This window comes from Isoptericola sp. NPDC056618 (genome assembly GCF_042792715.1).
GTDB classification, from domain to species: Bacteria; Actinomycetota; Actinomycetes; order Actinomycetales; family Cellulomonadaceae; genus Isoptericola; species Isoptericola nanjingensis.
In genome coordinates, this window is the sequence record NZ_JBHTVZ010000007.1 from 128,488 (window position 1) to 152,808 (window position 24,321).

Below are 24,321 nucleotides of genomic sequence, written 5' to 3' on the forward strand. Positions count from 1 at the left end.
CGGTGGTCGTGCTCAGAGCCCCTGGGCGAGGCGGTAGTACACCTGGTTCCAGCGCACCTGGTCGGCGAAGCCGCGGCGCGTGGTGTCCTCGTCGATGACGAGCAGCTCGGTGCGCGCGATGTTCGCGAACACCTCGAACGCCTCGACGCCCGCGGCGGTCGACATCACCGTGTGGTGCGCGCCGCCGGCGGTCAGCCAGGCCTCGGCGGAGGTGGTGAAGTCGGGGCGCGGGGCCCAGACGGCGCGGGCCACGGGGAGGTTCGGCAGGTCCTGCGTCGGCGGTACGACGTCGACCACGTTCGCGGTGAGGCGGAAGCGGTCGCGCATGTCGGCGAGCGAGACGACGACGGCGCCCTCGGTCGCGTCGGCGTCGAACACCATGCGGACCGGGTCCTCCTTGCCGCCGATGCCGAGCGGGTGGATCTCCACGCGCGGCTTCGACGTCGTGAGGGAGGGGCAGACCTCGAGCATGTGGGCGCCGAGGATGAGCTCGGAGCCGGGGGTGAGGTCGTAGGTGTAGTCCTCCATGAGGGAGGCGCCGCCGGGCAGCCCCTCGCCCATGACCTTGGCCGCGCGCACCAGGACGGCCGTCTTCCAGTCGCCCTCGGCGCCGAAGCCGTAGCCCTTGCTCATGAGGCGCTGGACGGCGATGCCGGGCAGCTGGCGCAGGGCACCGAGGTCCTCGAAGTTCGTGGTGAACGCCTTGGCGCCGCGCTCCTCGAGGAACGCCTCCATGGCGATCTCCTGGCGAGCCGCGTAGCGCAGCGACTCGTGCCGCTCGCCGCCCTTCCGCAGCTCGGGGACGACGTCGTAGAGCTCCTCGTACTCCGCGACCAGCGCGTCGACCGCGGCGTCGTCCACGGCCTCGACGGCCTCGACCAGGTCGTTGACGCCCCACGTGTTCACCGAGACGCCGAAGCGCAGCTCGGCCTCCGTCTTGTCCCCCTCGGTGACGGCGACGTTGCGCATGTTGTCGCCGAAGCGCACCAGCTTCAGCTCGTGCGTGGCGGCCCAGCCCGCGGCGCCGCGCACCCAGGTGCCGACGCGGCGGGTCACGGCCGGGTTGGACGCGTGCCCGACGACGGTGGTGCGCGCGACGCCCAGGCGCGTGGCCAGGTAGGCGTACTCGCGGTCGCCGTGCGCGGCCTGGTTGAGGTTCATGAAGTCGAAGTCGATGTCCGCCCACGGCAGCTCGACGTTCGCCTGCGTGTGCAGGTGCAGCAGCGGCTTGCGCAGCGCGTCGAGGCCGGAGATCCACATCTTCGCCGGGCTGAACGTGTGCATCCACGTGATGACGCCGAGCACCTTGTCGTCCGCGTTCGCGTCGAGCATCGCGCGGCGGATCGAGCCGGCGTCCTTGAGCACGGGCTTCCAGACGACCTTCGCGGGGACGTCGGACGACGCGTCGAGCGCGCGGGCGACCTCCTGCGACTGCTGGGCGACCTGCTCCAGCGTCTCGGGCCCGTACAGGTCCTGGCTGCCGGTGAAGAACCAGACCTCGCGGTCGGCGTACGGCTTGCTCATGGGGTGTGTCTCCTTCGGAAGTCTGCGTCGATGGTCGAGCCTGGCGAAGCCCTGAACGGGCTCAGTGCTGGCCGTAGACGTTCTGGTAGCGGGCGTACAGGGAGTCCACGTGCTCCTGCGCGATGGGCAGCGGCTCGCCGAGCTGGCGCGACACGTGCACCGTGCGGGCCACCTCCTCGACCATCACGGCGGCCTTCACCGCGGCGCGGGCGTCCTTGCCGATGGTGAACGGGCCGTGGTTGCGCATCAGGACGGCCGGGCTGCGGTGACCGCTCAGGGTCTCGACGATCCCGCGGCCGATGGAGTCGTCGCCGATGATCGCGAACGGCCCCACGGGGATCGGGCCGCCGAACTCGTCGGCCATCATCGTGAGCACGCAGGGGATCTCCTCGGCGCGGGCGGCCCACGCCGTCGCGTAGGTGGAGTGCGTGTGCACGACGCCGCCCACCTCGGGCATGTGTGCGTACACGTAGGCGTGCGCCGCGGTGTCCGACGACGGCGACCGGTCGCCCTCGACGAGCTTCCCGTCCAGGTCGCAGACCACCATCGACCCGGGGGTGATGTCGTCGTAGGCGACGCCGGACGGCTTGATGACCAGGAGGTCGCCCGAGCCGTCGGGGGTGCGGTCGTCGCGGACCCGCTCGGACACGTTGCCGGCGGTCCACACGACGAGCTCCCAGCGGGGCAGCTCGGCGTGCAGGGCCGCGACCTTCTCCTTGGCGGCGTCGACGGCGGCGCGCAGGTGCGCGGGGACCTCGGTGGGGGTGCTCATGTGCTTCTCCAGTGCGGGGGTGCGGTTCATCGACTGCGGGTGTCGTCAGAGGGCTGCGGTGGCGGCGCGCTCGACCGCGAGGCCGGCGGAGTACCGCTCCAGGTAGGCGGCGAAGCCGGCGACGTCGTCCGCGTCGGGCTCGGCGACGTCGAGCCGGGCGTCGGCGAAGACGCGCTCGGCCAGGTAGGCGTCGAGGGCGCCGGCGTCGGCCTCGGCCCGGGCGGCGGCGTACGCCGCGAGGACGGCGATGCCCCAGGCGCCGCCCTCCCCCGCCGTCTGCCCGACGGCGACGGGGGCGTCGATCGCGCCGGCCAGCAGCCGCTGGGCGACGCCCGCCGTCTTGAACAGGCCCCCGTGCGCGAACATCGTGTCGATCGCGACGCCCTCGCCGTGCAGGACGCGCATGCCGAGCGCGAGCGTGCCGAACACGCCGTAGAGCTGCGTGCGCGCGAAGTTCGCCAGCGTCAGGCGGCTGTCGGGGGTGCGCACCACGAGGGGGCGGCCCTCGTCGAGGCCGGTGATGGGCTCGCCGGCGAGGTAGTTGTACGCGAGCAGCCCGCCGCCGTCGGGGGCGCCGTCGAGCGCGGCCCGGAAGAGCGCGCCGAAGACGGCGTCGGGCTCGACGGGCTGCCCCAGGGCGGCCGCGAACTGGCCGAAGACGCCGGCCCACGCGTCGAGCTCGCTGGCGCCGTTGTTGCAGTGCACCATCGCGACGAGGTCGCCGGCGGGCGTGGTGACGAGGTCGAGCTCGTGGTGCACGGAGGTCAGCGGCCGCTCGAGCACGACCATCGCGAAGATCGACGTGCCCGCGCTGATGTTGCCGGTGCGCGGCGCGACCGAGCCCGTGGCGACCATGCCGGTGCCGGCGTCGCCCTCGGGCGGGCAGAGGAGGACGCCGGGCCGCAGGGTGCCCGTGGGGTCGAGCAGCGCGGCGCCCTCGGCGGTGAGCCGGCCGGCGTCCTCGCCCGCGGTGAGCACCTGCGGCAGCAGGCCCTCGACGTGCAGGCCCGGGCGCTTGGCGGCGGCGAGGTGCCGGAACTGCTCCAGCATCCGCGCGTCGTAGTCGCCCGTGGCCGGGTCGATCGGGAACATGCCCGACGCGTCGCCGACGCCGAGCACGTGCCGCCCGGTCAGCGCCCGGTGCACGTAGCCGGCCAGCGTGGTGAACGACGCGACCTGGGGCACGTGCGGCTCGTCGTCGAGGATCGCCTGGTAGAGGTGGGCGATCGACCAGCGCAGCGGGATGTTGTGCCCGAAGAGCGCGGACAGCTCGGCGGCCGCGGGGCCGGTGCTCGTGTTGCGCCAGGTGCGGAACGGGACGAGCAGCTCGCCGTCGGCGTCGAACGGCAGGTAGCCGTGCATCATCGCGGAGACGCCGAGCGCGGCGTAGCCGGTGGGGCGGACGCCGTAGCGCTGCTCGACGTCGGCCACGAGCGCGGCGTACGCGCCCTGCAGACCCGCGTGCACGGCGTCGAGCGCGTAGGTCCACACCCCGTCGACGAGCTCGTTCTCCCACGCGTGCGAGCCGCTCGCGAGCGGCGCGTGGTCGGGCCCGATCAGACACGCCTTGATGTTGGTCGAGCCGAGCTCGATGCCGAGCGTCGTCCTCCCGGCGGCGATCGCGTCCCGGATCTCCGTCACGTCGCCCGTGCCCTGCTCCGCCATCCCCTGCTCCGTCCCCGCCCGGTCGGGCGTCGTGGTGGTCGATCCATGTTAGCGCTCACATGGCGCGGACCCAAGCCCGGCTCTCCGCGCATCGAACGTGCTGACTTGCTCCTCATTCTCGACGCTTGAGGATCACGTCAGCACGCTCGATGCCTCCCGGCGCTACCGGTGCCGCACGACGTCGAGCCGTGCCGGCTCGCTGCGCACCTCGCCGTGGGCGTTGGCGACGACGGCGCGCACCAGCAGGCCGTCCGGCTCGCGCCCGGCGTGCTTGAGCGTCCAGCGCGCGGCGCCGTCGACGGCGCGTGTCGCGGGCGCCTCGGCGGGCGTCCAGGTCGTGCCGTCGTCGACCGAGGTCTCCCACGTGACGACAGGGACCGGGGTGCCGGCCACGCGGACCTCGAACGACGCGGGTCGGTTGCCGCGCACGGTCACGTCGCGCGGGTCCGCCGTGACCGTCGGCTCCTCGACCGTCCGGTCCACCACCGGCCAGCCGTCCTCCCAGGCCAGGCGCTGCAGGCCGAGCGTCGGGAAGCCCGGGATCTCGGCGTTCGCGCCGTCGTAGTAGTGGAACGCGAGCACGCCGTCGGACACCGACTGGCCACCCGGCCCCACGACCGCGCCGTGCGACGAGAGCAGCACCGTGCCACCGCCGTCGGCCAGGTCCTTGCCGTCCTGGTCGAGGTACGGCCCCGCGACGTCGCGCGACCGCCCGACCGCCACCTGGTAGGTGCTGTCGAGGCCCTGGCAGCACCGGTCGAACGAGACGAACAGGTAGTACCAGCCGTCGCGCTCATAGACGTACGGCGCCTCCACGGGGTTGCCCGGCATCATGCGGTCCACCAGGTGCGTGGCGTTCTCCAGCGCGCCGTCGGCGAGCTTGCCGCTGGGCCACTCGAGCTCGACGAGGAAGACGCCGTACCAGTACGACCCGATCGCCATGTACGGGGTGCCGTCCGCCCCCTCGACGATGCCCGCGTCGATCGCGTTGAACGTCTTGCCGCCGGCGATGTCCTGGGGCGAGTCGATCACCGGCCCCTGGTCGACCCACGCGTAGTCCGGGTCGTCCGGGTCGAGGGTCGTGTTGGTCGCGAGCGCCGTGACCGAGGTGTTCGTGCCGAAGCGCGACGCCGAGTAGTACAGGTAGTAGGTGCCGTCGTGCTCGTAGACCTCCGGCGCCCAGAGGTTGTCGGGCAGCACGCCGTCGCCGTCCGCCGCGAAGCGCTCGTCGATCCAGGCGGGGATCTCGTCCCAGACGGTGCCGTCGTAGACCCAGGTCACGCCCTCGTCGTGGCTCGACCACATCTGGATCGTGCCGCCGTTCTCCCGGTTCACCAGGCCCGTGGTGTACACGCGCCAGGTGCCGTCGTCGCCGACGACGAGCGCCGGGTCGTGCACCGGCGAGGTCTCGCCCGTGACCGAGAGGCCGCCGGTCGGCGCAGACGCGGCCGGGCGCCCGCGCTCGGCGGCGCCGGGCGTGGCCGTCGCCGGCCCGACGGTCGTGGCGGCGACCAGCGAGGCGCCCAGCAGCGCCGTGGTGAGCACCCCGGCCGCCGCGGCGCGGGCCCGCCTGAGAGATCTGTGCATCGTGACTCCTCTACAACGATGTAGAACTGCGAACGCGCCGAATCTACCCAGCCGTCACGGCGGCGGTCAACGAGTCCGCGGTCGACGAGTCCGCGGTCGACGAGCCCGCGGTCAGCTGGCGGGCGGCGGCGCCGTGCTGGAGCGCACGACGAGCTGGGGCACGATCCGCTCGGTCGGCACGGCGCCGCCGGCCAGGGCCGCGACGACCATCGCCACGCTGCGCTCCCCCAGCACCCCGAACGGCTGGCGCACCGTGGTCAGCGGCGGCACGAAGTACGCGGCCCCCGCGACGTCGTCGAAGCCCACCACCGACACGTCGTCGGGCACGGAGAGGCCCCGCTCCCAGAACGCGCGGAGGATGCCGAGCGCGAGCTGGTCGTTCCCCGCGAACACCGCCGTCGGGCCCTCGTGCGCCACCACGGCCTCGGCGAGGTCGCGGCCCGCGGTGTAGCCGTCCTCGGCGGACCAGCTGCAGTACCGTGGTCGGCTCGGCGCGATCCCCCGCGCCTCGAGCGCCTCCCGCCAGCCGGCGGCGCGCTCGCGGGCGTCGAACCAGTCCTGCGGCCCGGCCACGTGCAGGACGTCGTGGTGCCCCAGGTCGAGCAGGTGCTCGGTCGCGGCGCGCGCCCCGGCTCGCTGGTCGACGGCGAGCGACAGCGTCGTCGGGCCCGCCGCCGTCGTGCCCGCGTCGCGCGGCACCTTCTCCAGGGCGGCGACGACGAGCACCGGCACCGGCGCGCGGAACGACTCGACGGCGGCCGCGACGTCGTCCTGCGGCGCGATGACCACGATCGCCTCGACGCCCTGGTCCATGAAGTGCTCCAGGGCCTCGTGCATCGCCTCGGCGTCGTAGCGCCGCAGGGTCGCGACGGAGACGAAGTACCCCTCGTCCCGCGCCGCGCCCTCGATCGCGATGAGGGTGCTGGTCGGGCCGAACAGCGCCGAGCCCGTGGTCACCACGCCGAGCGTCGCCGAGCGCGCCGTCGCCAGCGCCCGCGCGGCGCTGTTGCGCCGGTAGCCGAGGGACGCGATCGCCTCCAGCACCCGCTCGCGGGTCTCGCCGCGCACGCTCGGGTGGTCGTTGAGCACCCGGGAGACCGTCTGGTGGGAGACCCCGGCGACGGCCGCGACGTCGGCCATGGACGGGCGCCGCGACCGAGGACGCGTCGCCCGCCCGCCGGCGTCGGTCATGACTCCTGCGCCGCGTTCCTCGCGTCGACCTCGTCGAGCACCCGGCGCAGGTAGGTCAGCGTGAGCTTGCCCGCCGCGCGGTCGTACTGCTCCTCGTACCCGTGCTTGGTGTACATGGCGAGGTTCTTCTTCGAGTCCTTGCCCGTGAACGCCCACACCTCCGTCACCTCGGACGGCAGGAACTGCAGGATCGCGAACATCAGCGACGTGCCGATGCCCTTGGCCTGCTGGTCCGGCGCGACGGCGAGGCGCCCCAGCGTCGCCTTCGGCCCCTCGATCTCCAGGCGCAGCGACCCCACCAGCCGGTGGCCCTCCCACGCGCCCACGGTCACGACGTCGTCGCGCGCCATGTCGTCGCGCAGCTCGTGCAGCGTCTGCGTCAGCGGCGGGATGTGCGGGTCGTCGTACAGCTGCGCCTCGCTGACGAACGCCGCCCGCCGCAACGTCAGCAGCTCGCCTGCCTGGTCGTCCTCGACCAGCGCGATCCGCAGCGTGTCGTCGCCGCTCTCCTGCCGGACTTCCTGGGCGTCAGTGCCGCGTGCCTCGCTCATGAGGACATCGTGGCAGACCGACGGCGGACGTGTCGTCGCGCGCCCTGGGCCGTCGGTGACAATGGGCGGGTGACGACCGAATGGGTGCTGACCCTCTCCTGCCCCGACCGCCCCGGGATCGTGCACGCCGTGGCCGGCGTGCTGGCCGAGCACGGCGGCAACATCACCGAGTCGCAGCAGTTCGGGGACCCGGCCTCGGGCCTGTTCTTCATGCGGGTGCAGGTGGCGCTCGACGTCGAGGAGTCGGCCGGGCGCGACGCGCTCACGGCCGCGGTCGCGCCGGTGGCGGGGCGCTTCGGCATGACCTGGCAGCTCGACGTCGTCGGTCGCCGCCTGCGCACGCTGGTGCTGGTCAGCAAGGCGCCGCACTGCCTGGTGGACCTGCTGTACCGCGAGCGGTACCAGGGGATGCCGGTCGACGTCGTCGGCGTCGTGGGCAACCACGCCGACCTCGAGGACATGGCGGCGTTCTACGGCAAGCCGTTCCACCACGTGCCGGTCACGAAGGACACGAAGGCGCAGGCCGAGGACCGCCTGCGCGAGCTGGTGGCCGAGCTCGACGTCGAGCTGGTCGTGCTCGCGCGGTACATGCAGATCCTGTCGGACGAGCTGTGCCGCGACCTGCAGGGCAAGGTCATCAACATCCACCACTCGTTCCTGCCGAGCTTCAAGGGCGCCCGCCCGTACGCCCAGGCGCACGACCGCGGCGTCAAGCTCATCGGCGCGACGTCGCACTACGTCACGGGCGACCTCGACGAGGGCCCGATCATCGAGCAGGACGTCGAGCGCGTGGACCACTCCCGCGCCGTCGCGGACCTCGTCGCGATCGGCGAGGACGTCGAGCGCCGCACGCTCGCGCGCGCCGTGCGGTGGCACGCCGAGCACCGCGTGCTGCTCGACGGCCACCGCACGGTCGTCTTCCGCTGACCGCCCCCTGCCGAACAGGCGGGGATCCGGGTCAGGCCACAGACACCTCGACGAGCGTGTTCCACGGGTCGTCGAAGCGCAGGGTCCGGCCGTCGTCGCGCGTCGCGACGCCGGCGTGCTTCAGCCGGTCGGCGAGCGCGCCGACCTCGTCGCGCGTCGGCACGGTGAGCGCCACCTGCCCGAGCCCGAGCGTCGCGGCCCGCGGGCCGGCGCCCGCGCTGTTCCAGGTGTTCATCGCCATGTGGTGGTGGTACCCGCCGGCGGCGACGAACAGGGCGCCGTGGAACGTCGCCATGATCTCGAAGCCGAGGGTGTCGACGTAGAACCGCTGCGCCGTGGGGATGTCGCCCACCTGGAGGTGGACGTGCCCGACCTGCGCGGCCTGCCCCGCGGTGCCCGCCAGGGCGTCCTCGGTGAGGTGCCTCTGCAGGAACTCCTGCGGGTCGAACCAGTCCGAGCCCATCGCGACGCGCCCGCCGCCGTCGCGCTGCCAGACGTCGCGGGGGCGGTCCCAGTAGAGCTCGATGCCGTTGTCCTCGGGGTCCGTGAAGTAGAACGCCCGCGACACCCAGTGGTCGGAGTTCCCCGCGAACCGCGACAGCGGGTGCTGCGCGGCGTGCGCGACGGCGGACGCGAGCGCCTCCTCGGTGTCGAACAGCACGGCCGTGTGGAACAGCCCGGCCTGGTTCCGCGCCGTCGCCGGCAGCCCCGGCGTGTGCTGCAGCGCGACGACGGGCACGCCGCCGCGCCCCAGCACCACCCGGCCGGGGGCGCCGAGGGCCGGGATCTCCTCGAGAGCGATCGCCTCGCGGTAGTAGGCGCTCATCGCGCCGAGGTCGCCCACGTGCAGGGTGACGGCGCCCATCGCGGTCTCGGCCGCGAGGAGGTCGGGACGGCGGGTCGGCGAGGACTGCGAGGTCATGGTCGGCTCCTGGTGCTGGGACGGGCGGGTGGCGACGCGGGTCAGAGCAGCGCGAACCCGGTGGTCCACTGCGTCTGCTCGCCGACGGCGAGCGTGAGCTGCAGGAACCCGAGCGCCTCGAGCTCGCGGGCACGCTTCAGCGACCCGGCGTCGACGACGCGGACGGCGGAGCCGTCGAACGCGGCGGCGAACGCGGCCTTGGGGGCGGCGTCGTCGCCCGCGACGAGGACGGTCGTGGGCACGTCGCCGACGGTGCCGCTCACGAGCGTCGCGGCGAAGTTCGTGTTGAACGCCTTGAGCACGGTCGCGTCGGGCAGCTTCTCGGCCAGCCCGGCGGCGGCGGAGGAGTCGGCGGGCACGACGAGCGCGTCGAAGGTGGCGAAGTCGAGCGGGTTGGTGAGGTCGACCACGGTGCGGCCGGCGAGCTGGTCGCCGTAGGTCGCGACGACGTCGTCGAGCGCGGGGTACGGCAGGGCCAGCACGACGATCTCGCCCGTGAGCGGCTCGCCGAACGCGGTCGCGGTGACGGCGGCGTCCACGGCCGCGGCCTTGGCGACGTCGCGGGCGACGACCTGCACGTCGTTCCCGCCGGCGAGCGCCAGGCCCGCGATCGCGGAGCCCATGTTCCCGGCGCCGAGGATGCTGATGGTGGCCATGGTTCCTCCTGAGGATCCGTCGTCGACCTATTTGGTTGACGCTACAACCAAAATAGACCGCTATAGTTGTAGCGTCAACCTTCGTTCGGGGGTGACGGACCAGGAGCGGATCACGTGACCACCACCCGGCGCACGACGGCGGCCGACGACGAGCCGCGCTGGCTCGACGCCGAGCAGATGCGCACGTGGCTCCGGCTGCAGGCCGTGATCGAGCTGCTGCCCGCCACGCTCGACCAGCAGCTGCGCCGCGACGCCGACCTCACCCACTTCGAGTACATGGTGCTGGCGATGCTGTCCGAGGCGCCCGGTCGTGACCTGCGCATGACCGAGCTCGCCCGGCTCACCAGCGCCACCCTCCCCCGCCTCTCGCACGTGGCGCGCCGGCTCGAGGCGCGCGGCTACGTCGAGCGCTGCACCGCCGCCGATGACCGCCGCGCCACCATCGCCCACCTCACCGACGAGGGCTGGCGCAAGGTCGTCGCGAGCGCCCCCGGCCACGCGCGCACGGTGCTCCAGGACGTCTTCGACGACCTCGACCCCGACGAGGTCCGCACCCTCGCCGGCGCGCTCGACAAGGTCCTCGCGCACATCGACCCGCACGACCGGTTCGGGCTCGGCGAGCGCTCCGCCCGCTGACCGGCACCGGCCGCCACCGGTCCGGCCGGCCGCCACCGGCGACGCCGTCGCGGCGAGGAACTCACCCGCAGGGGTTGTGTCGAAAACGTTTTCTACCTAGCCTCGGGGCGTCGGCGACCCCGACCGCTCGATGACGAGGCCTCGTGGCCGAGCACCACTCAAGGATGAGCAGGCTCGAACGAAGGATGGGATCGATGAAGCGCACGACGACGCGATGGCGCGCCGCGGTGGGAGCGACGGTGGCCGGTCTCGGCATCCTCGCCGCGACCGCCCTGAGCGCGCAGGCCGCAGGGAGCACGCTGCACGAAGCCGCCGCGGACCAGGGCCGCTACTTCGGCACTGCGCTGGCGCAGGGCAAGCTGAACGACTCGCAGTACACGACGATCGCGGACCGCGAGTTCGGCATGATCACGGCCGAGAACGAGATGAAGATGGACGCCACCGAGCCGCAGCAGGGGGTGTTCAACTACTCCGCCGGCGACCGGATCGCCGACTGGGCCACCAGCCACGGCAAGCGGGTGCGCGGTCACGCGCTCGCGTGGCACTCCCAGCAGCCGGGCTGGATGCAGAACATGAGCGGCTCGCAGCTGCGGCAGGCGATGCTCCACCACGTCACCCAGGTCGCGACGCACTACCGCGGCAAGGTCTACGCGTGGGACGTGGTCAACGAGGCGTACGCGGACGGCTCGTCCGGTGCCCGCCGGGACTCCAACCTCCAGCGCACCGGCAACGACTGGATCGAGGCGGCCTTCCGCGCCGCCCGGGCCGCGGACCCGAACGCGAAGCTCTGCTACAACGACTACAACACCGACAACTGGTCCCACGCCAAGACGCAGGGCGTCTACACCATGGTCAAGGACTTCAAGGCCCGCGGCGTGCCGATCGACTGCGTCGGCTTCCAGGCCCACTTCAACAGCGGCAACCCGGTGCCGAACAACTACCACGAGACGCTCCAGCACTTCGCCGACCTCGGCGTGGACGTCCAGATCACCGAGCTGGACATCGAGGGCTCGGGCAGCTCGCAGGCCGAGCAGTACCAGGGCGTCACGCAGGCGTGCCTCGCCGTCTCCCGCTGCACCGGCATCACCGTGTGGGGCGTGCGCGACTCCGACTCCTGGCGGGCGAGCGGCACCCCGCTGCTCTTCGACGGCAACGGCCAGAAGAAGGCCGCCTACACCGCGGTCCTGAACGTCCTCAACGACGGCCAGGGCGGCGGCGACCCCGACCCCGGCGAGACCACGCCGCCGCCCACCGGGGGCAACGGCTGCACGGCCACGTACTCCGAGGGCCAGAAGTGGGGCGACCGCTTCAACGGGACCGTGACCATCACGGCCGACCGCGCCATCTCGTCGTGGACCTCGACCGTGACCGTCAGCTCCAGCCAGCGGATCAGCGCCACCTGGAACGGCACGCCCACGTGGGACTCCTCGGGCAAGGTCATGACGATGCGCCCGGCCGGCAACGGGACCTTGGCCGCGGGGCAGTCGACGTCGTTCGGCTTCACCGTGATGCACGGCGGGGACTGGACCTGGCCGACCGTCAGCTGCTCGGCGTCCTGAGCCGCTGACCCCGATCACCTGAGGGCCGCGGGGACCCCTCCCCCGCGGCCCTCAGGCCGCGCCGGTGATCGCCGCGAGGATCTCCTCGTGCGCGGCCGTCGCCGCGAACGACCCGTTGTTCCGGCCGTGCCGCAGCACCTCGATGCGGTCGGAGACCGCGCGCACGTCGTTGAGGTTGTGGCTGATGAGGATGACGCCGAGCCCCAGCTCGCGCAGGCGCTGGATGTGCGTGAGCACCTCGGCGGTCTGCGCCACCGAGAGCGCTGCCGTCGGCTCGTCGAGCACCACGATGCGGGGCTGGCCGATGAGGGTGCGCGCGATGGCGACCGCCTGACGCTGCCCGGCGGACAGGTGCCGCAGCGGGGTCCGCACCGACGGGATCCGGATCGTGAGGTGCTCGAGGAGCGCGCGGGTCTCGGTCTCCATGTCGCCGTCGCGCAGCAGGCCCGCCCGCCCGCGCAGCTCCTGCCCCAGGAAGACGTTCGCGGTGACGTCGAGGTTCTCGCAGACGGCGAGGTCCTGGAAGACGCTCGCCACGCCGAGCTGGTTCGCCGCCGAGGGCGACGGGATCGACACGGGCTCACCGTCGATCTCCAGCTGCCCCGAGCTCGGGCTCAGCACGCCCGCCACGATCTGGGCGAGCGTCGACTTGCCCGCCCCGTTGTCCCCGACCAGGGCCACCACCTCGTGCGCGTGCACCTCCAGGTCCACGTCGACGAGGGCCTCGACGGCACCGAAGTACCTGCTGACCTGCCGCAGCGCGAGCAGCGGCGTGCGTCCCCTCACCGGTTCCCCTTTCCTGTGCGGACCTGGCCCACGACGACGGCGCCGTGCGGTCCGTCGTCGGGCTGCTCCAGCAGGTCGGTGTGCTGCAGCGCGAGCGCGATGGCTCCCTCCAGCTCGGCGCGCGTCCCCAGCGCCGCGGGCACCACCTCGAGAGGCGTGACCTGCTGCAGCAGGGTCCGGCGGCGCAGCGCCTCGCGCAGCGGCCCGAGGAAGACCTCGCCCGTCGCGGCCAGCGCTCCCCCGACGACGACGAGCTCCGGGTTGAGCGACGTCGCCAGCCCGGCCACGACGCCGCCGACCACCGTACCGGCGTCGGCGACGATCTCCCGACAGCCCGGGTCGTCCTCGTTCGTCAGGCGCACGACGTCGGCGAGGGTGAGGTTCCCGTGGCTGCTGCGCAGCGGCTCGAGCAGCGCCCGGTCCCCCACGACCGTGTCCAGGCAGCCGCGGCTTCCGCACGAGCAGATGTTGCCGGCCGGGTCCACCTGCACGTGCCCGATCTCGCCCGCCGTGCCCGCGACGCCGCGGTGCACGCGGCCCGCCAGCACGATGCCCGCCCCCACGCCGTGCCCGGCGCGGACGTACAGCGCGTCGTGCACCTCGCGGGCGGCGCCGACCGTGCTCTCCGCCAGGGCGCCCAGGTTCGCGTCGTTGTCCACGAACACCGGCCGGGCCAGCCGCTTGGACAGCACCTGCGCCACCGGCACGCCGTCCCAGCCTCGCAGGATGCCGCGCACGGTGACCTGGCCGCTGGCGGCGTCGACCGGCGCCGGCAGCCCGAGCCCGATGCCGAGCACCTCGTCGAGCTCCGAGCCGACGCGCTCCAGCAGGTCGACGACGAGCAGGGCGGCGCGGTCGAGGCTGGTGTCGGCGCGGTGCTCCGCCGGCAGCGGCAGCACCTGCTCGGCGAGGATCTCGTGCGACACGTCCGCGATGGCCACCGTGAGGTGCCGCGTGCCCACCAGCACGCCCGCCACGAGCCCTACCCGGTGGGCGAGGGTGACGAGCTGCGCGCGCCGGCCCGAGCGGATCGTGTTGCGCACCTCGACCAGCTCGGCGGCGACGAGCTCCTTGACGATGGTCGACACGGTGGCGGGCGAGAGCCCGGTGGCCCCGGTGAGCTCCACCTGGGTCAGCCCACCGTGCCGCTTCACCGCGTCGACGACGCGCGCGCGGTTCGCCTCGCGCAGCGACGACTGCGATCCCACCATCGGCAGCCGTCCTCTCACGCCGGGGAGTCTATGGTGCGACGACGCGCGGGGCGGCGGTCGTCCGCCGCCCCGCGCGTCGGCGCGGGATGGTCCGGCCCCGGCCGGACCCCCGGGTCAGCGCAGCACCGAGGCGCGACGCTTGTTGTAGATGTCGAACGCGACCGCGAGCAGCAGCACCAGGCCCTTGACGACCTGCTGCATCGACTGCGGCACGCCCATCAGCTGCATGCCGTTGGACATGACGGCCATGATCAGACCACCGATCATGGCGCCGCCCACGCGGCCGACGCCGCCGGTGGTCGACGCGCCACCGATGAAGCACGCGGCGATCGCGTCGAGCTCGAACATGTTGCCCGCGCCCGGCTGGGCGCCGTTCATGCGCGAGGAGTAGACCACGCCGGCCACCGAGGCCAGGACGCCCATGTTCACGAAGATCCAGAAGTTGACCTTGCGGACCTTCACGCCGGACAGCTCGGCCGCGTGCCGGTTGCCGCCCACGGCGTAGACGTGCCGGCCGAAGACCGACTTCTGCGTGACCAGCGTGTACGCGATGATCAGCACCGCGAGGATGATGAGCACGATCGGCAGGCCGCGCGAGATGGACAGCTGGTACCCGAACCACATCACCACGACGGCGACCGCGACGAGCTTGACCACGAACAGCGGCATCGACTCGACCGTCTGCTGGTAGGCGATCTTGCCCTGGCGCGTGCGCCACTGGCTGACGCCGAAGCCGACCACGGCGATGCCGAAGATGACGAGCGTGAAGACGTCGAACCCGTTGCCGCCGAGCAGCCCGTTGAGGAACCCGTTGGCGATGTCGTAGTAGGTGCCGCCGAACGGCGAGAGCGACTTGTTGTCCAGCACGAGGAACGTCAGGCCGCGGAACAGGAGCATGCCGGCCAGGGTCACGATGAAGCCGGGGATCCCGACGTACGCGACCCAGAAGCCCTGCCAGATGCCGACGAGGAGGCCGACGAAGAGCGCGGCCAGCACGCCGACGTACCAGGGCAGGCCCTGCCGGACGACGACGACGGCGCTCACGGCGCCGGTGAGGGCGACGACCGAGCCGACGGACAGGTCGATCTGCCCGGCCACGATGATCATCACCATCCCGATCGCGAGGATCAGGATGTACGAGTACTGCAGGACGATGTTCGTGAGGTTCGTCGGCGAGAGGAAGTTCGGGTTCAGCGCGGCGAAGAGCACGACGATCGCCAGGAAGGCGATGACGATGCCGCTCTGGCGCATGTTCCGGGTCAGGATGTCCCGGACCGAGTCGATGGCGTTCATGAGGCGATTTCCTTCGTGGGCAGGGGCTGGTCGCGCTCGATCGTCATGAGCTCCATGAGGCGCTCCTGCGTCGCCTCGGCGACGGGGAGCTCACCGGTGATCCGACCGAAGGCGAGGGTGTACACGCGGTCGCAGATGCCGAGCAGCTCGGGAAGCTCGGAGGAGATGACGACGACCGCCTTCCCCGCCGCGACCATCTTGTTGATGATCGTGTAGATCTCGAACTTGGCGCCGACGTCGATCCCGCGGGTCGGCTCGTCGAGGATGAGCACGTCGGGGTCGGTGTACAGCCACTTGGACAGCACGACCTTCTGCTGGTTGCCGCCGGAGAGCTTGCCGACGTCGACCAGGACGTTGGGCGTCTTGATGTTGAGGGAGCCGCGGTAGTCCTCGGCGACCCGGAGCTCCTCGTTGCCGTTGACCCAGCCGCGCGGGGCGAGCTTGGGCAGGCCCGCCGCGGAGATGTTGTGCCGGATGTCGTCGATGAGGTTGAGGCCGTAGTGCTTGCGGTCCTCGGTCGCGTACGCCAGGTTGTGCCCGATCGCCTCGGACACGTTGCGGACCTGGATCGGCTTGCCGTCCTTGTAGATCTCGCCGCGGATGTTGCGGCCGTAGGTGCGGCCGAAGATGCTCATCGCGAGCTCGGTGCGCCCGGCTCCCATGAGGCCGGCGATCCCGACGACCTCGCCGGCGCGCACGTTGAACGACGCGTCGATGATGATCTGCCGGCCGATCTGCGTGGGGTGGTCGACGTTCCAGTGCTCCACGCGCAGCACCTCGTCGCCGACGACGGACGCGCGCTCGGGGTAGCGGTGCTCGAGGTCGCGGCCCACCATGCCGCGGATGATGCGGTCCTGGGTGGAGCCCGGCTCGGACATGTCGATGGTCTCGATGGTCCGGCCGTCGCGGATGATCGTCGTGCGGTCGGCGATCTCCTCGATCTCATTGAGCTTGTGGGAGATGATGATCGACGTGATGCCGTGCGCCTTGAGCTGGCGCAGCAGCTCGAGCAGGTGCTCGGAGTCGTCGTCGTTGAGCGCAGCGGTCGGCTCGTCGAGGATCAGCAGCTTGACCTCCTTCGAGAGCGCCTTGGCGATCTCGATGAGCTGCTGCTTGCCGACGCCGAGCTGACCGACGGGCGTCGTCGGGTTCTCGTCCAGGCCGACGCGCTCGAGCAGGGCGTGGGCCTTCCGGTTCGCCGCGTTCCAGTCGATCATCCCGAACCGGTTCCGGGTCTCGTTGCCCAGGAAGATGTTCTCGGCGACCGACAGGTACGGCACCAGGGCGAGCTCCTGGTGGATGATGACGACGCCGCGGTCCTCCGAGTCGTTGATCGACCCGAACTCCGCAGGCGTGCCGTCCAGGATGATCTCGCCGTCGTAGGTGCCGTGCGGGTAGACGCCCGACAGCACCTTCATGAGCGTGGACTTCCCCGCGCCGTTCTCGCCGCAGATGGCGTGGATCTCGCCCTGCTCGACGGTCAGCGTGACGTCGGACAGCGCCTTGACGCCGGGGAACTCCTTGGTGATGGAGCGCATCTCCAGGATCGTGCTCATCTGCGCCCTCGTCCCTCCTTCGGTGGGGTGCGCCGCCGTCGGACACGTCCGCGGCGGCCCCGGGGGCGGGCCCGCCCGTCGTCCGCCCCCGAGCGGGAGCGGCGACGGACGGGCCCGTCCGTGCGGGTCATGACCTGCGGATCAGTCGTCCGCCTGACCGGCCTTGACCTCGTCGGCGGTGTAGTAGCCGGCGTCGATCAGCACGGGCTGGATGTCGTCCTTGAACACCGTCTGGACCTCGAGCAGGTACGACGGCACGACCTTCACGCCGTTGTCGTACGTCTTGGTGTCGTTCGCCTCGGGGTCGTTGCCCTCCACGAAGGACTGCGTGGCCTTGACGGCCTGCTCGGCGAGGAGGCGCGTGTCCTTGAAGATCGTCGAGGACTGGACGCCGTCGTCGATGAGCTTGATGTTCGCGATCTCGGCGTCCTGACCGGTGACGACCGGCAGGCCCTTCTCGAGGGTCGGCCCCATGCCCGCGCTCTGGAGCGCGTTGATGATGCCGCGGGAGAGCACGTCGGCCGGCGCGAGCACGCCGTCCAGCTTCTCGCCGCCCTGGTACGTGGAGGTGAGCAGGTCCTCCATGCGCTTCTGGGCCGTCTCGAGCTCCCAGCGCTGCGTCGTGACCTGGCCGAAGTCGGTCTGGCCGGACGGGACGACGATCGTGCCGTCGTCGATGAGCGGCTGCAGCACCGACATCGCGCCGTCGAAGAAGAACCCGGCGTTGTTGTCGTCCGGCGAGCCGGCGAAGAGCTCGATGTTGTACGGGCCCTTCTCGCCGGTCTCCTTGCCGTCGGCGTCGAGGTAGCCCAGGCCGCGGAGCAGGGCGTTGGCCTGCGCCACGCCGACCGCCTCGTTGTCGAACGTCGTGTAGAAGTCGACGTTCTCGCTGTCGCGGATCAGGCGGTCGTACGCGATGACCGGGATGTTCGCCGCGGCGGCCGCGTCGAGCTGGCTGGTCAGCGCGGTGCCGTCGATCGAGGCGATGACGAGGACGTCGACGCCCTCGGTGATCATCGAGTCGATCTGCTGCGTCTGGGTCGGGATGTCGTCGTTGGCGAACTGCAGGTCCACGGAGTAGCCGAGGTCCTCCAGGCCCTTCTTGACGTTGTTGCCGTCCTGGATCCAACGCTCGTAGGTCTGCGTCGGCATCGCGACGCCGATCTTCACGTCGTCGTCGCCGTTGCCCGCGGCGCCGTCCGCACCGCCGCCACCGCCGGCCCCGGAGCCGCCGCACGCGGCGAGTCCCAGCGTCAGCGCCGCACCGGCGGCCACCGCGCCCATCGTCTTGGCGAGTCGCATCCTCGCGCTCCTTCTCGTCGTCGAGTGTCCCCCGGCAGCGACCGTCGCCGCCGGCGCCCGGACGCCGAGGTTCCCCCGGACGACCGAGCCGGTCCGCGGTACAGACTGCTGCGTTCGAGTTCCGAAGTCAAAGCCTCAGCGGGTGGAAACCGATAACGATCGCGTCACGGCCCGCCGGCAGGGCCTTGACGGCACGGCGAGGGCCGCGGGACGGCGTTCCGTCCCGCGGCCCTCCGGACTGCGGCCCCTCGGCGGTCTGTTCGTACGTCGAACACAACCGCGAGGGCTTGGTGGTGCTCAGCGCTGCGGGTCCTCCAGCACCGCCACGGTCCGGGCGGGCACGGTGACCGTGCCCGTGCGCGCGTCCCACCGGGTCCGCTTGACGACCGCGTCGCTGCCCGAGCGCTGCACGCCCGAGAGCCGGAAGTCCCGGCCGCGCAGCCCGGCCAGCTCGAGCGTCACGGGCTCCGGCGACGCGTTGAACACCGTCAGCAGCCCGTCCAGGCGACGGTCGGCGTCACGGCCGACGGTGTCGTCCACCACCATGGCGACGACGCCGGGCCGCGCGTCCGGCCCCGCCCCCGGGAACGACACCTTCTGCTCGATCGCCGCGGCGCTGCCGAGGCGGAACAGCCGCGTCGAGGACCTCAGCTCGAGCAGCTCGCGCGCCGCGTCGGAGGCCGTCGCGATGTCCGACGGCGCGGGCTTGAGCGCCGGGTCCGCCAGGAGCGGCGCCATCACCGGCCACGCGTCCTCGTTGTCCGCCGCCGGCGGCAGGCCGCGGCCGAAGCCGTTGTCCTGCCCGGACCAGTCGATCGCGTTGAACCAGTCGCCCGAGTCGTAGGAGTTCCGGTCCAGCGACTTCGAGCGCAGGAGGTCCGTGCCCGCGTGCCAGAACGACGGGGTCTGGGCCAGCGCCGTCGTCGCGAGCGACACGGTGTTCATCCGGACCCGGTCCGTCATGGCGGTGTCCTGCGGCAGCTTGAGCGTCAGCAGGTCGAAGAGCGTCTCGTTGTCGTGCGCGTCGACGTACGTGACGACCTCCTCCGGCGAGTCCGCGTACCCCGCGGGCGCGCCGCGGTAGTCGAGGTCCTCCCCCCGCGTCGTCTCGCCGGCACCGTCGTCCGACGCCCGGAACGCGAAGTCCCGCAGGTTGCCCGCCAGCCCGAGGCGCACCAGGTCGGTCTGGTGGCCCAGGTCGACGCGCTCGTCGTCGGAGCCGTCGTTGACGCTGCCGGCGTCGCCCTCGCTGGCCTCGCGGCCGTTCGGGTCGGTGAACAGCCCCGTGCCGAAGCCCTGCGTGAACCGCGACGCGGCGTCCACCGGCGACCCGCCGTGCACGGCGTCGCGCAGCCGGTCGCTGAACGTGCCGATGCCCGTGCCGCCGAGCTGCCCCTGCGTGGCCTGCGTGAACAGGGCGTTGTCCGCCACCTCGCCGAAGTTCCAGCCCTCGCCGTACAGGTAGACGGCGGACCCGTCGACGCCGTCCTCGCGGACGGTCAGGGCGTCGAGCGCCTCGCGCACGGCCAGCATGTTCTCCTTCGAGTGGTGGCCCATGAGGTCGAAGCGGAAGCCGTCCACCCTGTAGTCGCGGGCCCACGTGACCACCGAGTCGACCATGAGCTTGCCCGCCATCGCGTGCTCGGTGGCGACGTTCTGGCAGCAGGTGCTGGTCTCCACGGCGCCCGTCGTCGGGTTCAGCCGCTGGTAGTAGCCCGGCACGACCCGGTCGAGGACGCTCTTCGCGTCCTGCCCGCTCGCCGCGGTGTGGTTGAACACCTGGTCGAGCACCACCTGCAGGCCCGCGTCGTGCAGCGAGCCCACCATCGTGCGGAACTCGGCCACGCGCGCGCCCCCCTCGGCGTCGACGGCGTACGAGCCCTCGGGGACCGAGAAGTGGAACGGGTCGTAGCCCCAGTTGAAGCCGTCGCTCGCCGCGACCTCGGCGACCGTCGCCTGCTGCTCCTCGCCGTCGGGCGCGAACCCGGAGAGGTCGGGCGTGGTCGTCTGGTCCGCGCGCTCCTCGGGGATCGTCGCGATGTCGAACGTCGGCAGCAGGTGCACCGTCGTCATGCCCGCGTCGGCCAGCTCGCGCAGGTGCGTCATGCCGTCCGAGCGCCGCTGCGCGAACGCGAGGTACGTGCCGCGCTCCTTCGCCGGCACGCTCTCGTCGGAGATCGAGAAGTCGCGCACGTGCAGCTCGTAGATCGTCTGGTCCACGGCCCGCTCGACGACGGGCTGCGGCGTGGTGCGCCAGACCTTCGGCTGCCAGCGCCTGTCGTCCAGGCCGACGACGACCGAGTGCGTCGAGTCGAGCGTGAGGCCGACCGAGTACGGGTCGGTGACGACGTTCGTCTCGACCTTCCCCGTGCCCGGCACGTAGACCGTCACCGCGTACCGGTAGCGGGCGCCGTCCCAGGCGAGCCGCTTCGCCGCCCGCTTGCCGTCGAGCGTCCACGAGCCGTCACGCTCGCGCACCGCGTCGAAGCGCTCGGGGTCCTCGCCCAGGTCGCGGCCGGCGGGCCAGACGAGCAGGTCGACGTCCTGCGCCGTCGGCGCCCAGAGCGCGAACGAGGCCCACTTGCCGCTCGGGTGCCGCTGGGCGCCGAACGTACGCTTCGATGCCGGGTCGCTGTACAGGTCGTCGAGGACGCCGGGCACCTGCACGCCCGTCGCCGCGGACAGCCCCTCGCCCGAGGCCCGGGTGACCAGCAGCTGGCCGGTCAGCAGCTCCTCGACCGCCGCGCGGCCCAGCGGTTTCCCGTCGTCGCCCACCGGCGCGAGGGCCGTGTGGCCCGCGAGCGCCGGGAAGTCGCGCGCGACGTCGTCGGGCACGTCCCCCGCGGGGACCAGGTCGTGGGACGCGGCGCCCTCCGGCAGGTCGCCGCCGTCCGGCCCCCGCACCTCGCCGTCCGCGACCGCCAGGCCGCCGTCGGGCGCGGTCCACAGGGTCCAGTCGTCGCCGGCGCCGAGGTCGCCCGGGGCGAGCACGAGCCCCTCACGCACCCAGTGCGCGGCCTGCTGCCCGGCGCCGGGCAGCGGGGGGTTCTCCACGCCGATCGTCAGGACGTGCGACGCGAGGTCGTACGAGAACGCCACCGTCTCGCCCTCGCCCACGCTGAAGGAGTAATTGGCGCCGTCGGGCTTGCCGCCCACGCCGTAGTTCTCGGCCCAGCTCAGCCCGTGCGCCACCTTCGCCTCGTACGCGCCGGCGGCCAGGTCGTCGGTGGTCCAGGTGTACGTGCCGTCGCCGTCCGGGTCCTTGAGCCACGACGCGAGGCAGTCGGGCGCCCAGGACGAGGTGCAGCCCACCTGGTCCTGGAACGACCCGGCCAGCGTGACGACCGGGCCCTGCGCGGTGGACGAGAAGTCGTGGCTCACCGGGTCCCAGTAGAACGTGACCTCGCCGCCGTCGTGCGAGTACGTGGCGTTGCCGCCGTCGCGCACTCCCCCGACGCCGTAGTTGACGTCCCACGAGCCGTTCACGGCGACCTTGTACTCGTAGTCGCCGGCGGGCAGGTCGAAGGTGCCCTCCCAGACGCCGTCCGGGCGCTCGGTGAGGCGCGCGCCCTCGCAGTCCGGGGTCCAGTCGCCGGCGCAGCCCATCTCGCTGTTGTGGCTGCCGGGCACGGTCACCAGGTCGATCTCGGGCTCGGGCTCCTCGTCGCCGACCACGCCGGACACGTCGACGCCGACGGAGGCGAAGGTCGAGGCGGCCGCGCGGTCGCCGTCGGCGTCCTGCGTCACGGCGCGGTACTCGACGAGCGTGCCCTCGGCCAGGCCCTTCGCGTCATGGAAGACGCGCGGCGTCGTGTCCTCGGCCGTGCCGAGCGGGTGCCAGTCGGACGTGCCGACCTCGCGCCACGCGAAGGACGTCTCCGCCCACGCGTCGTCGTCGACGTCGGCCGCCACCGCCGCGGTGCCGCTGACCGCCGCGCCCGCCGCCGGGACGGCGACGTCCAGCGTGCCGTCGGAGTCCGCCCCCACCGTGCGGTCGGCGCGCAGCACCAGGGCCGACGTCGCGGGCACCTGCACCGTGACCTCGCCGGCGTCGTCCGCGGTCACCGGCTCCCCGTCGCCGTACAGCACCTCGTACGACGCGCCCGGGGTGAGGGTGGTGAGGGTCGCGCTCTTCGTCTGCGCCGCGTTGTTGACGGCGACCAGGTGCTCGACCTTCTCCGCGCGGTCCACGCGGCTGAACGCGTAGATCCCGGCGCCGTTCTCCGCGTACCGCTCGACCTGCGCGCCGGTCGCGAGCGCCGGGTGCGCCTCGCGCAGCGCCGCCAGCTCGGCGATGCGGGAGTACAGCGGGGCGTCGGTGGCGTAGCGGTCCACGCGGCCCGCCTGCTCGCCGGTGACGAGCGGCTGGTCGGCGTACTCGTCCACCTGCGTGGCGAAGAGGGTCTGCCGGGCGTCCTTGTCGCCGCCGGTGCCGGCGAAGCCCTGCTCGTCGCCGTAGTACACGACCGGCTGGCCGCGCGTGAGGTACATGAGGTCGTGCGCCAGCTCGTCACGCGCCAGCGGCTCGTCGGTGCCGGCGAGCATGTAGCCGACGCGACCCATGTCGTGGTTGCCGAGGAACGTCGGCAGCGCGGACGCGGACTTCGTCGGCGTCGTGTACCGGTCGTCGCTCGCGAACAGGCTCGCCAGGCCGCGGGCGCTGTTGCCGCTCGCGTAGCTGGTCGCGGCCGCCTGGAAGGAGAAGTCGAGCACCGAGCTCATGTCGGTGTCGCGCACGTACGGCGACGTCTTGGCGGCGTCGGCGTCGTACACCTCGCCGAACATGAAGAAGTCGTCCTTGCCCTGCGCGTGGGCGTGGTCCATGACCTCGGCCGACCACGTCTCCCAGAACTCCGGGTTCACGTGCTTGACCGTGTCGATGCGGAACCCGTCGATGCCGAGGTCGATCCAGTCGGAGTACACGTCGACGAAGCCCTGCACGACGCGCGGGTCCTCCGTCATGAGGTCGTCCAGGCCGTCGAAGTCGCCGTACGTGACCGACTCCCCCGTCCACGTCGAGTTGCCCCGGTTGTGGTACAGCGTCGGGTCGTTGAGCCAGGCCGGGACCTTGGCGTCGGCGTCCTCGGGCGCGATCACCGGCGTGTACGGGAACGACGTCGCGGCGTCGAGCTCGGGGAAGTCGTCCGAGCCCGCGACGTCGCCCGGGTCGAAGGCGTTCCCGGCGGCGTCGGTGTACGGCGACGTCGCCTGGTCGACGTACCCGTACTCCCCCTCGGCGTAGTCGATGACGTCGGCCGTGTGGTTGGTGATGATGTCGAAGTAGACCTTGATGCCCTTGGCGTGGGCCTCGTCGATCAGCGCGCGCAGCTCGTCGTTGGTGCCCAGGTGCGGGTCGATCCGCGTGAAGTCCGTGATCCAGTAGCCGTGGTAGCCCGCGCTGGCGTCGTCGCCCGTGCCCTGCACCGGGCGGTTGAGGAACGACGGCGTCAGCCAGATCGCGGTGGTGCCCAGGCCCTCGATGTAGTCGAGCCTCTCGCGCAGGCCGGCGATGTCCCCGCCCTGGTAGAAGCCCTTGTCCGTCGGGTCGAAGCCGTGGTCCAGGCGGTCGCCGTCGATACCGCCGGTGTCGTTCGAGTCGTCGCCGTTCGCGAAGCGGTCGGTCATGACGAAGTAGAACCGCTCGTCCGAGCCCGCCTGCCGCACCGGCGGCACCACCAGGTCGGCGTCCGTCGCGTCGTCGTAGGCGCCGGCCAGCGTGAGCGGCGTGAGCGCGACGCGGTGCGTCGTGTCGTCGTAGGTGACCCGCACGCGCGCGTCACCGCCGAGCACCAGGGGGGCGTTCTCGTCGGTGCCCTCGCGCCCGTAGGACTCGTCCCAGGCGCCGTCGAGCGCGACCTTGTACTCGTACGTCCCGGCCGGCAGGTCGACGTCGGCGCTGAAGGTGCCGTCGCCGGCCGGCGTGAGGGTGGTGGCGGCACAGGTCGGGTCCCAGTCCTCGGCGCAGCCGAGCTCCGTCTGGAGGCTCCCGACCAGGGTGGCGGTGCGGTCCGCGGCGCCCGCCGCGGGCGCCGTCGTGAGGGCGAGCCCGCCGAGGCCGGCGGACAGCGCGGGGACGGTGAGCGCGACGGCGGTCAGCGAGGCGGCCGCGCGGCGAGTCGGGCGCCTTCGGGGGGCGCGGGCCTGGGCAGCACGAGGCATGGAGGACTCCTTCGTCGTCCGGGC

17 protein-coding genes are annotated in these 24,321 nt (G+C 72.3%); 3 read left to right on the plus strand and 14 right to left on the minus strand.

The window, feature by feature from the left end:
- Positions 1 to 12: 12 nt before the first annotated feature.
- The 6 genes from araA to ACFQ8T_RS11300 form a co-directional block, all read right to left on the minus strand.
- Positions 13 to 1,524 (minus strand): L-arabinose isomerase, encoded by a 1,512-nt coding sequence (araA, locus tag ACFQ8T_RS11275; RefSeq protein ID WP_430546621.1) that lies wholly within the window; start codon positions 1,522 to 1,524, stop codon positions 13 to 15.
- Positions 1,525 to 1,585: 61 nt separating this feature from the next.
- Positions 1,586 to 2,296, minus strand: coding sequence for an L-ribulose-5-phosphate 4-epimerase (locus ACFQ8T_RS11280; protein WP_430546622.1), 711 nt, complete (start codon positions 2,294 to 2,296; stop codon positions 1,586 to 1,588).
- A 45-nt stretch (positions 2,297 to 2,341) separates the two neighbouring features.
- Positions 2,342 to 3,961, minus strand: a complete 1,620-nt coding sequence (locus ACFQ8T_RS11285) for a xylulokinase (RefSeq protein WP_430546623.1) — start codon at positions 3,959 to 3,961, stop codon at positions 2,342 to 2,344.
- Between the two features lie 162 nt (positions 3,962 to 4,123).
- Positions 4,124 to 5,548 carry a glycoside hydrolase family 43 protein gene (locus ACFQ8T_RS11290; RefSeq protein WP_430546624.1) on the minus strand — a complete coding sequence of 475 codons (1,425 nt, stop codon included), beginning with the start codon at positions 5,546 to 5,548 and terminating at the stop codon, positions 4,124 to 4,126.
- Between the two features lie 111 nt (positions 5,549 to 5,659).
- On the minus strand, positions 5,660 to 6,688 hold the full coding sequence (locus ACFQ8T_RS11295) for a LacI family DNA-binding transcriptional regulator (RefSeq protein WP_430546625.1): 1,029 nt from the start codon (positions 6,686 to 6,688) through the stop codon (positions 5,660 to 5,662).
- Positions 6,689 to 6,735: 47 nt separating this feature from the next.
- Complete coding sequence (locus ACFQ8T_RS11300; RefSeq protein WP_430546626.1) at positions 6,736 to 7,290, minus strand: GNAT family N-acetyltransferase; 555 nt, start codon at positions 7,288 to 7,290, stop codon at positions 6,736 to 6,738.
- Between the two features lie 69 nt (positions 7,291 to 7,359).
- On the opposite strand from ACFQ8T_RS11300, the gene purU reads away from it, so the two are divergent.
- On the plus strand, positions 7,360 to 8,217 hold the full coding sequence (gene purU, locus ACFQ8T_RS11305) for a formyltetrahydrofolate deformylase (RefSeq protein WP_430546627.1): 858 nt from the start codon (positions 7,360 to 7,362) through the stop codon (positions 8,215 to 8,217).
- Between the two features lie 31 nt (positions 8,218 to 8,248).
- Here purU and ACFQ8T_RS11310 read toward each other — a convergent pair whose 3' ends face one another.
- Both ACFQ8T_RS11310 and ACFQ8T_RS11315 read right to left on the minus strand, forming a co-directional pair.
- Complete coding sequence (locus ACFQ8T_RS11310; RefSeq protein WP_430546628.1) at positions 8,249 to 9,139, minus strand: VOC family protein; 891 nt, start codon at positions 9,137 to 9,139, stop codon at positions 8,249 to 8,251.
- Between the two features lie 41 nt (positions 9,140 to 9,180).
- Entirely contained in the window at positions 9,181 to 9,795 is a 615-nt protein-coding gene (locus tag ACFQ8T_RS11315) for an NADPH-dependent F420 reductase (protein WP_430546629.1), read from the minus strand.
- 114 nt (positions 9,796 to 9,909) lie between these two features.
- On the opposite strand from ACFQ8T_RS11315, the gene ACFQ8T_RS11320 reads away from it, so the two are divergent.
- Both ACFQ8T_RS11320 and ACFQ8T_RS11325 read left to right on the plus strand, forming a co-directional pair.
- On the plus strand, positions 9,910 to 10,431 hold the full coding sequence (locus tag ACFQ8T_RS11320; RefSeq protein ID WP_430546630.1) for a MarR family winged helix-turn-helix transcriptional regulator: 522 nt from the start codon (positions 9,910 to 9,912) through the stop codon (positions 10,429 to 10,431).
- Positions 10,432 to 10,625: 194 nt separating this feature from the next.
- Complete coding sequence (locus ACFQ8T_RS11325) at positions 10,626 to 11,990, plus strand: endo-1,4-beta-xylanase (RefSeq protein ID WP_430546631.1); 1,365 nt, start codon at positions 10,626 to 10,628, stop codon at positions 11,988 to 11,990.
- A gap of 51 nt (positions 11,991 to 12,041) precedes the next feature.
- Here ACFQ8T_RS11325 and ACFQ8T_RS11330 read toward each other — a convergent pair whose 3' ends face one another.
- From ACFQ8T_RS11330 to pulA, 6 genes are all read right to left on the minus strand, one after another.
- A complete protein-coding gene (locus ACFQ8T_RS11330) occupies positions 12,042 to 12,776 on the minus strand; it encodes an ATP-binding cassette domain-containing protein (protein WP_430546632.1) in 735 nt (244 codons plus the stop codon).
- On the minus strand, positions 12,773 to 13,987 hold the full coding sequence (locus tag ACFQ8T_RS11335; protein ID WP_430546673.1) for an ROK family transcriptional regulator: 1,215 nt from the start codon (positions 13,985 to 13,987) through the stop codon (positions 12,773 to 12,775). The genes ACFQ8T_RS11330 and ACFQ8T_RS11335 overlap by 4 nt, the downstream gene beginning before the upstream one ends.
- 114 nt (positions 13,988 to 14,101) lie before the next feature.
- On the minus strand, positions 14,102 to 15,280 hold the full coding sequence (mmsB, locus tag ACFQ8T_RS11340; RefSeq protein ID WP_430546633.1) for a multiple monosaccharide ABC transporter permease: 1,179 nt from the start codon (positions 15,278 to 15,280) through the stop codon (positions 14,102 to 14,104).
- Positions 15,277 to 16,836, minus strand: coding sequence for a multiple monosaccharide ABC transporter ATP-binding protein (mmsA, locus tag ACFQ8T_RS11345; protein WP_430546634.1), 1,560 nt, complete (start codon positions 16,834 to 16,836; stop codon positions 15,277 to 15,279). The genes mmsB and mmsA overlap by 4 nt, the downstream gene beginning before the upstream one ends.
- Before the next feature lie 141 nt (positions 16,837 to 16,977).
- A complete protein-coding gene (gene chvE / locus ACFQ8T_RS11350) occupies positions 16,978 to 18,138 on the minus strand; it encodes a multiple monosaccharide ABC transporter substrate-binding protein (protein ID WP_429766209.1) in 1,161 nt (386 codons plus the stop codon).
- A 297-nt stretch (positions 18,139 to 18,435) separates the two neighbouring features.
- On the minus strand, positions 18,436 to 24,297 hold the full coding sequence (pulA, locus tag ACFQ8T_RS11355) for a pullulanase-type alpha-1,6-glucosidase (protein ID WP_430546635.1): 5,862 nt from the start codon (positions 24,295 to 24,297) through the stop codon (positions 18,436 to 18,438).
- Positions 24,298 to 24,321: the final 24 nt, after the last annotated feature.